Genomic DNA, 6,991 nt, shown 5'->3' on the forward strand with positions numbered 1-6,991 from the left:
TTCTAAATATCTAAAAAGGGATTTATATATTATCCCCCTTTTTTATCCATTGTAAAAGGAGTGATGTAAAATCAAGTAAATCCTATCGTCATCACTATTATAATAGACCAAACCCTTGAAGTCCTCCAAGTGAAAAAATAAAAATATAAATTTCCCTTTTTCTCTAATAATATTTTTCTATAAAAGTATTATTTTACTTATCCTTTTTTCTACACCATCACACGTACAATTTTCGCATGAATTTTATTACCACCTTTTGTTTCAACACGCAAAATACGTACAAGTACCTTACTCCCCTTCTCTACGCTCTGGAACTTTAAATGTTGAGCAAGGCAGTCTACTCCTTCTTCAAGAGCCACGAAAATACCATAAGCTTGCACACCTGAAACAGTACCAACATATTCTCCATTCGGGACGTATCGAGATAAGCATTCTGGAAATGGATTCTCCATCAATGGCTTTCTTGATACTTTAATCTTTTCATCTGTAATTTCCGTTACTTGAACTCGAATATGGTCACCATGCTTATACATTGCACGTAAATCATCAACCCAGCCATATGAAAGTTCAAAAGCTGGCACATGTACATCAATACCACCAATATCACCGATTAAATGTCCTTTTTCTACTTCACGAACAACACAGTAAATATTGTAGCCTTCTTTAATTTTGCTTAATGTAATTTGTGCTGTTAAATCACGTGCTTTTTTACGAGAAGCAACAAACATATCGGCTTCCATACTGTAACGTAAAATGATGAATTGAATTTGCATGTTAGCTAAAGCTCGAAACTTATTTAATGCATACGGATCATTTGGATTGATTCCTGATTCATCAATTGGAATAAGACCCTTTACTTTACCAATCCGTACAACACCGCATAATGTTTTCCGGTCGTTAATACGATGTGTTTCAAACCCTATAAGCTGTTCGCCAACAATACGCTCAGTTTGCTGTGCCTTCGCTATATCATTCCATACATCATATTGACGTTCACGTTCTAGCTCTGCAACTTTATCAGGATTATACCCTTCGATTAAAATATCATTTAGACCACTCATATTGTAAAAACCTCTTTCATTTTTAATAACTGTCAAATGTACCAAAAACATCTGACTAAATTCATTCTATGGGGGGATTTTAAGTTAAAAGAATGTGTCACCATTCTCGTAAGCCTCGTCTTCTGATACAACAAAATGCGTAGGCTTTTGTACAGGAGCATCATCAACTTGTAATGGCGTTTCCTGTGTAGATTGAACAGGGACTGTCACGACTTTCTCACGTTCCATTGACTGCTCAACTGGTTGTTGTATAACTTGTTCTTCTCGATCAGTCTTAACAATTTCCTGTTCATCATTTGAAGGAGCTTTTAATAGTTCGTCTTCTGGCTCAACTTGTTTGGACTGCAACTTCCCAAGCAAAATCGCATTTTCCTCGACAAACTCCTTGCTGCCTTCCTCATCAGGATTTACAGCAAAAATAGCACTGATTTTCGGTGCCTTAGTTGATGTTTGGAGTTGAATACCTGCATGTTTAAAACATCGCTCTAGAAAGCCTCTAGAACCCTTTTCAGCAGGTTTTCCCGACAAGTGCTCCCAACTCCTCATTTCTCTCCAATTTCGAGGTACAAACGCTCCTACGCCTTCTATTGGCTTCTGAGGTGTACCATCATTTAAAATCTTACAAATAAAATGGAATCGCTTCATTTGGTCTTGTAAATACGTTGGACGGTAGCGATATTCTTCTGTTTCTGTATCTCGATAGCTCTCTGGGAAAAATTTAGGCAAGAGAATCTTATTTTTATATGTAGACTGTCGCATAATGACAACATCTTTCCCAAATTCCTCAGCAAATTCATTCGCATCTGCTGAAGATAAACCACAGAAAGCAATTTTGTTTCTGCAATTCGTTAAAATTGCCTGTTTCATTGCCTTTGCCCCAATACGACCTGATTCAATTTCTAATTGGCCAAGTGATTGAATGGCAAAAATACCAGCTACTCGTGAACTTGCTGCTACGGATAAAAACAACTCAACATCAGGATTGATATAACGAGCATACTCATCAACAATCATGAAATGTGGTGTTCGCGTTTTTTCAGTTCCTGGACGACGTAACGCAGCTGATTGAATATGCATCGTCACAAACATTCCAAACGCATCCCCTGCCTTCTTTAAACGCCCCAAATCCGTATTTACAAGCAGTACACCACCCTTATCCAAATGTTCATCTAAATTAATACTGCTTTTATTTGAAATTATATGACGCAGTTTTTCATTCCCTGTCATATTCTCTAATTGCGCCCGTAAACCAATGATTAACTTACGATATTGATCTGATAACGAACCAAACATTTCATTATCAAAAAATGAAAGTAAATCTGAAGCACCAATTTTATCCCTTAAATCTTCAACATATTGGCGTAATAACTTTTCATCTCGCAAAGTCGCTAATAAATCTAAAAGTGTTAAATCATCACCCTTAAGCAATTTTAAAAGCTTCGTCACATTCCGAGTAGAAAGCTCAGCAAGTGTTTGGAAGAATGCCTCCTGCTTCCCAAATAAAGATTGAAGTACAGCGACGGTTGCCTCTATCACAACATCAATATCACCCTCCATTACATTAAAAAAGTCTGTATTCGGATTAGATGGATCTAATAAAACATATGGAATCTCCATCTCCTTACAAAACTCTTCTACTTCCCAAATCAAGTCACCTTTAGGCTCAACAAGTGAAAGACCTAAATTCTTACCACGCTTTTTTTGTTCTAACAATTGAAAAATCATTGGTAACAAAATTGTTGATGTTTTACCACAGCGTGTTGGACCTGTAATAAGAAAATGTGTGAATGGATCATTTCCTCCAATAATAATTGGGTTATTCGTTTGTGCCATGCCACGCCCTCCATTTAACGTAATATCGTTAATTATAATTAAAAAATATAACGATTTATCGTTAATATACTGCAAGCACATTCTAGCATAGTTGTTTCTAAAAAGGAAGTATGTTATGATTTTCTTCAGTAGAGTAGATTGATTTGAACACCATAATACAACCATTTGTATTACTCGTTTTCAATGATGTTTTTAGCAAAAAGGAATGTGTAGATTAAAAGCTACCATTCCTTTTTTCATTTTCCTATCACAAATATACACTTCCACCCACTTGAATCTAATAACGATATTCCGTTAAAATGATATTTCAAAGATATAGATAACCCCCAGTAATAAACCCCTACTGAACACTATATCTAAAAACCTATAATCAATGACTAAAAATCTATTCGTTCTCTTTAGAACACTTAAAAACCTTGGAGGGACATTGCATGATTACAATGCAAGAAGCAATACGTCAAAGAATTACAGACTTAATGTCAGAACAAAATCTAACAATCTCACAACTAGCTGAAAAAGCCAATGTTACACAATCAACCGTTAATGAAATAGTAAAAGGACGCGTTAAAAATCCTTCTGTTTTATCCATCTATAAATTATCATCTGCACTTGGTTTAGAGCTTGGTGAATTCTACGATCATCCACTCTTCAAAGAAATTATTAAAGAACCAACTAAAAAGACCAAATAAGCAGCATTTATTTTTTTATAAACTTTTAATCCTAAGCACTTTAAATAGTGAAGGCCCCCCATAGCTTTCACTATTTTTTATATTTCTAAAAAAATATTAGTCTATAATTCCCTAAATCTATAAGTCAATTAAATTACCATATAATAAATACTTAAACTCATCACTCTACAACTACATAGATTCCCCCATCAAAACATCTCATAAAGTACTTTATAATTCTAAAAAGCTAGCAGAAAGAAAACGTAAATAGAAATATGTAATGGCAGAGTGGAGTATTCTATTAACCAAACTTATTAAATGATAGATTCAAATGCTCTTGTCGATCTGGATTAAAAATTAATTGATTTAAGTATGTCATCAATTGATCGTACCCTGCTACTGGCTCTAATATATCTGTCCATTCTTTAACAACCTGAATTAGTTGCTCTCTATATCTAGCTTTTTTATCTTTTAATAGATTCAGTGCATGCTGAATAAACAGGCTGACTGTCGACCATCCTGTTTTTGCATTACGCCCTTTTCCTGTTACCGTTTTTACTATTTTTTTAGATACTTTAATTATTTGATTCAATGTACTTTGAGGAATACCAATTGCTTCACAGATTTCTTTTTGTGTACGCCAAATAAACGGTTCAGAAAGGTTATTTTCTGCCGTGATATATTGAATGAGATCTTGTTCCCATTCTTCATAATGGCTTCTTGTACGGTCCTCACGCTCTTTCTTAAATTTGTACCACACATGTTTTCCAAAGTTTACTTTAATAGACTGACCTTTATGTACATGGATGGCTAATAATGCTTCGATATATTCTTTACATGCCCCTTTATACTTACCAGAATAAGCTGATTCAACAATGCTTCGTAAATCAGCTCCTTTTAATGAATATCGTAAACGAGTATTATATTCATCAATGAAATCAAATGTACGAGCTTTATCCCAACCTTCACTAAAGCACACTAAAGCAAGCGTAAACATCGTGTTATTACGCCCAATTTGCCCCTTTTCTCCTTTTATATCAACTGCATGAATTAAAGCCTGGAACCACTCTGAATCCATAACTGAAGTTGCTTTTAATTTTGATGGCACAACAAATAAAGGCCGCTCTAAATCATCATCAAATCGAGTAGACCAATTAATCAATGTCGCCATATCGTATGTATTCTCTAGTTGCATCCAAACAATATTATCTGCTTTAGGAAGACGGAAAAAGCCAAAATCATTGCAGAACGGATCTGCTTCAACAGCTTTTAAACTTCTTTTTAGATTATCGGATATGCGTTTAGCTACTGTTAACCCACGAAATTCACGTCTATTTGAAATGAATAATGGGTTCTCCAATACAAAATACACTTGGTACCCACGATCTGAAGCTACGAGCATTGTTGGTAGACCAATAGAATCATCCATACACGCCATTAAAATCTCTTGAACTGAATAGGCCTTTGTATCAATATCTACGACAAATGTATTGATTTGTAGTAGATTTTTCTCTTCAAACCCTCGAATCATACGACGGTTTTCATCCGAGTAGCCGAATTTTCGATAAATATTTGGTGTGAAATGTGTTAATCCAGCTGCATCTTCTAAAAGCGTCTCTTTTGATGTGATAATATACCCTTTCACACCTGTTGCTAAGAAATCACTTTTAGAGCGCACCACAAAAATAGCCCCTTTTTTAGAGAGCTTGTCTTGTTTTGCTGCCTCAACTTGTGCTGGTAATGAAGTCTTTGAATTTTTTGTTTTGTACTTTGTCAAACCATTATGTAGTAATACATCGTATACGTTCTCTAAATCTATGTTTATATTATTCTTCACAAAGACTGATTGCTGCATCGTATTTCACCTCTTGCTCTACCCATTTCTATTAAGAACAAGTATACAAAACGCAATTTGGCAAAAATGGGCTTCTCTAAGAGAAAAACGAACCACTTTTCGAACCACTCTCAGCCTTAGAACCACAAGGGATTGGGGAAATTACCAAAATTTAAATACTATGAACGTTGGACGAGAAAACGAACCACTTTTCACGAAAACGAACCACCCTTAAACTATTCATATAATCATGTGGAACCTTGATATTACAAGCTTTATTAATGTTCTAAAGTAATCCATTAGTAAAACTACTGGACGGGGGGAAATACAAAATTATCGTTTTTTTGTATAACTACTGGACGGAAAATAACCTCAAAACAGACCAATTTTACGTCCAATCATCATACCTTTTTTAAAAAATCGCGTAATATCAACATTTATTGTATGGCTATTGGACGGGAAAATTTTTTTTGTATAGCTATTGGACGGAAAAACGAACCACCAAAATTTCAAATTGTATGGACTATAGACGTTCTTATTAAGAAACTCGACCACTTTGTATAGCTGTTGGACGGAATTAAACCATTGTTAAACCACACATATCCATAATGTTACAAATATCGACATAAACGAACCACTTTGTATAGCTACCGGACGGAATTATACCGAAAACGAACCACAATGGTCTATTAAAGCTCTTTCTCAGCCATAATCATGCGAAAAATCCACAGTATCTCTAATAAAGTGGATCGCAAAACCAAATACTACCGAAACGGTTCGTTTATAATGACTTTTCGAACCGTTTTGTTATAATAAAAATAAAATCATGTATAGGAGGTGGACATTTTGAGCCTCGAACGTCTACCAAATCGTATGGTAATTAAGAAAGAATTGTTACCTATTGCACTTTATCAAGAGGCTATACCAACGTTTGCACAATATGATGCTGCGAGTAAATGGGAGCAGGAAGCTGAAAGGATGGCAAATGACTTAAGCTATATACCTAGTGATAGTTTCCAAGCCTTGTATCAGTGCGTATATGACACGTTGCTACAAGGTAGACCAGCAACAAAAGCTCTTCTACGTGAAGCATTTGTGGACTATATTGATTCAATCGTATACGAGGTTGAACCATATCTTCAAAAAGAAGAACTAGAAGCAAACTCGACCACTGCTCCCACTTTAATTGAAAATGAACAATTATCTTTTGACATAGTGGAAGAAGCCGTCGAAAGTGAACGTATTTTTACAACGATGAACTCCGATTTTATGTTCATGCGAAATACACTTTCACAAGGGAAGAAATTTATGGCACAAGATGACGGTACATATATATCAGAAATTGTTGATAATAAAGGTGAATTACGAGGAACTGCTGAACTTCGTAAAGAAACAATTGAGATGCATGATGCTGAACATGCTGCTTTATGGTTACAACTCGTAGAATCAACGTTAAATGCGTTTGACGAGTTGACAGCCGACTTACTAGATATTATTTCGCATATGTGGGTACTACAAGGGAAAGATGAGGATGGATATATTGAGTTTCATAGTGATGAAGTATTAAAGCTACGTCACGATAGTCCTGATAGCAA

The 6,991-nt window shown here is 35.2% G+C and carries 5 protein-coding genes; 2 read left to right on the forward strand and 3 right to left on the reverse strand.

The window, feature by feature from the left end; translation table 11 throughout:
- Positions 1–209 precede the first annotated feature (209 nt).
- Together CRO00_RS16325 and CRO00_RS16330 are read right to left on the reverse strand one after the other, a co-directional pair.
- Positions 210–1,097 (reverse strand): hypothetical protein, encoded by an 888-nt coding sequence (locus CRO00_RS16325; protein WP_161946714.1) that lies wholly within the window; start codon positions 1,095–1,097, stop codon positions 210–212.
- A 48-nt stretch (positions 1,098–1,145) separates the two neighbouring features.
- Positions 1,146–2,894 carry a type IV secretory system conjugative DNA transfer family protein gene (locus tag CRO00_RS16330; RefSeq protein ID WP_097074737.1) on the reverse strand — a complete coding sequence of 583 codons (1,749 nt, stop codon included), beginning with the start codon at positions 2,892–2,894 and terminating at the stop codon, positions 1,146–1,148.
- Positions 2,895–3,325: 431 nt separating this feature from the next.
- On the opposite strand from CRO00_RS16330, the gene CRO00_RS16335 reads away from it, so the two are divergent.
- Positions 3,326–3,583 carry a helix-turn-helix domain-containing protein gene (locus tag CRO00_RS16335; RefSeq protein ID WP_097074738.1) on the forward strand — a complete coding sequence of 86 codons (258 nt, stop codon included), beginning with the start codon at positions 3,326–3,328 and terminating at the stop codon, positions 3,581–3,583.
- 280 nt (positions 3,584–3,863) lie between these two features.
- Here the strand turns inward: CRO00_RS16335 and CRO00_RS16340 are convergent, their stop codons facing one another.
- Positions 3,864–5,417 (reverse strand): primase C-terminal domain-containing protein, encoded by a 1,554-nt coding sequence (locus CRO00_RS16340; protein ID WP_097074739.1) that lies wholly within the window; start codon positions 5,415–5,417, stop codon positions 3,864–3,866.
- An 825-nt stretch (positions 5,418–6,242) separates the two neighbouring features.
- Between CRO00_RS16340 and CRO00_RS16345 the strand changes: the two genes are divergently transcribed.
- Positions 6,243–6,991 (forward strand): hypothetical protein (locus tag CRO00_RS16345; protein ID WP_141396979.1); only part of this gene is annotated, 749 nt, incomplete at its 3' end.

It is taken from the genome of Ureibacillus xyleni, from assembly GCF_900217795.1.
Taxonomy (GTDB): domain Bacteria; phylum Bacillota; class Bacilli; order Bacillales_A; family Planococcaceae; genus Ureibacillus; species Ureibacillus xyleni.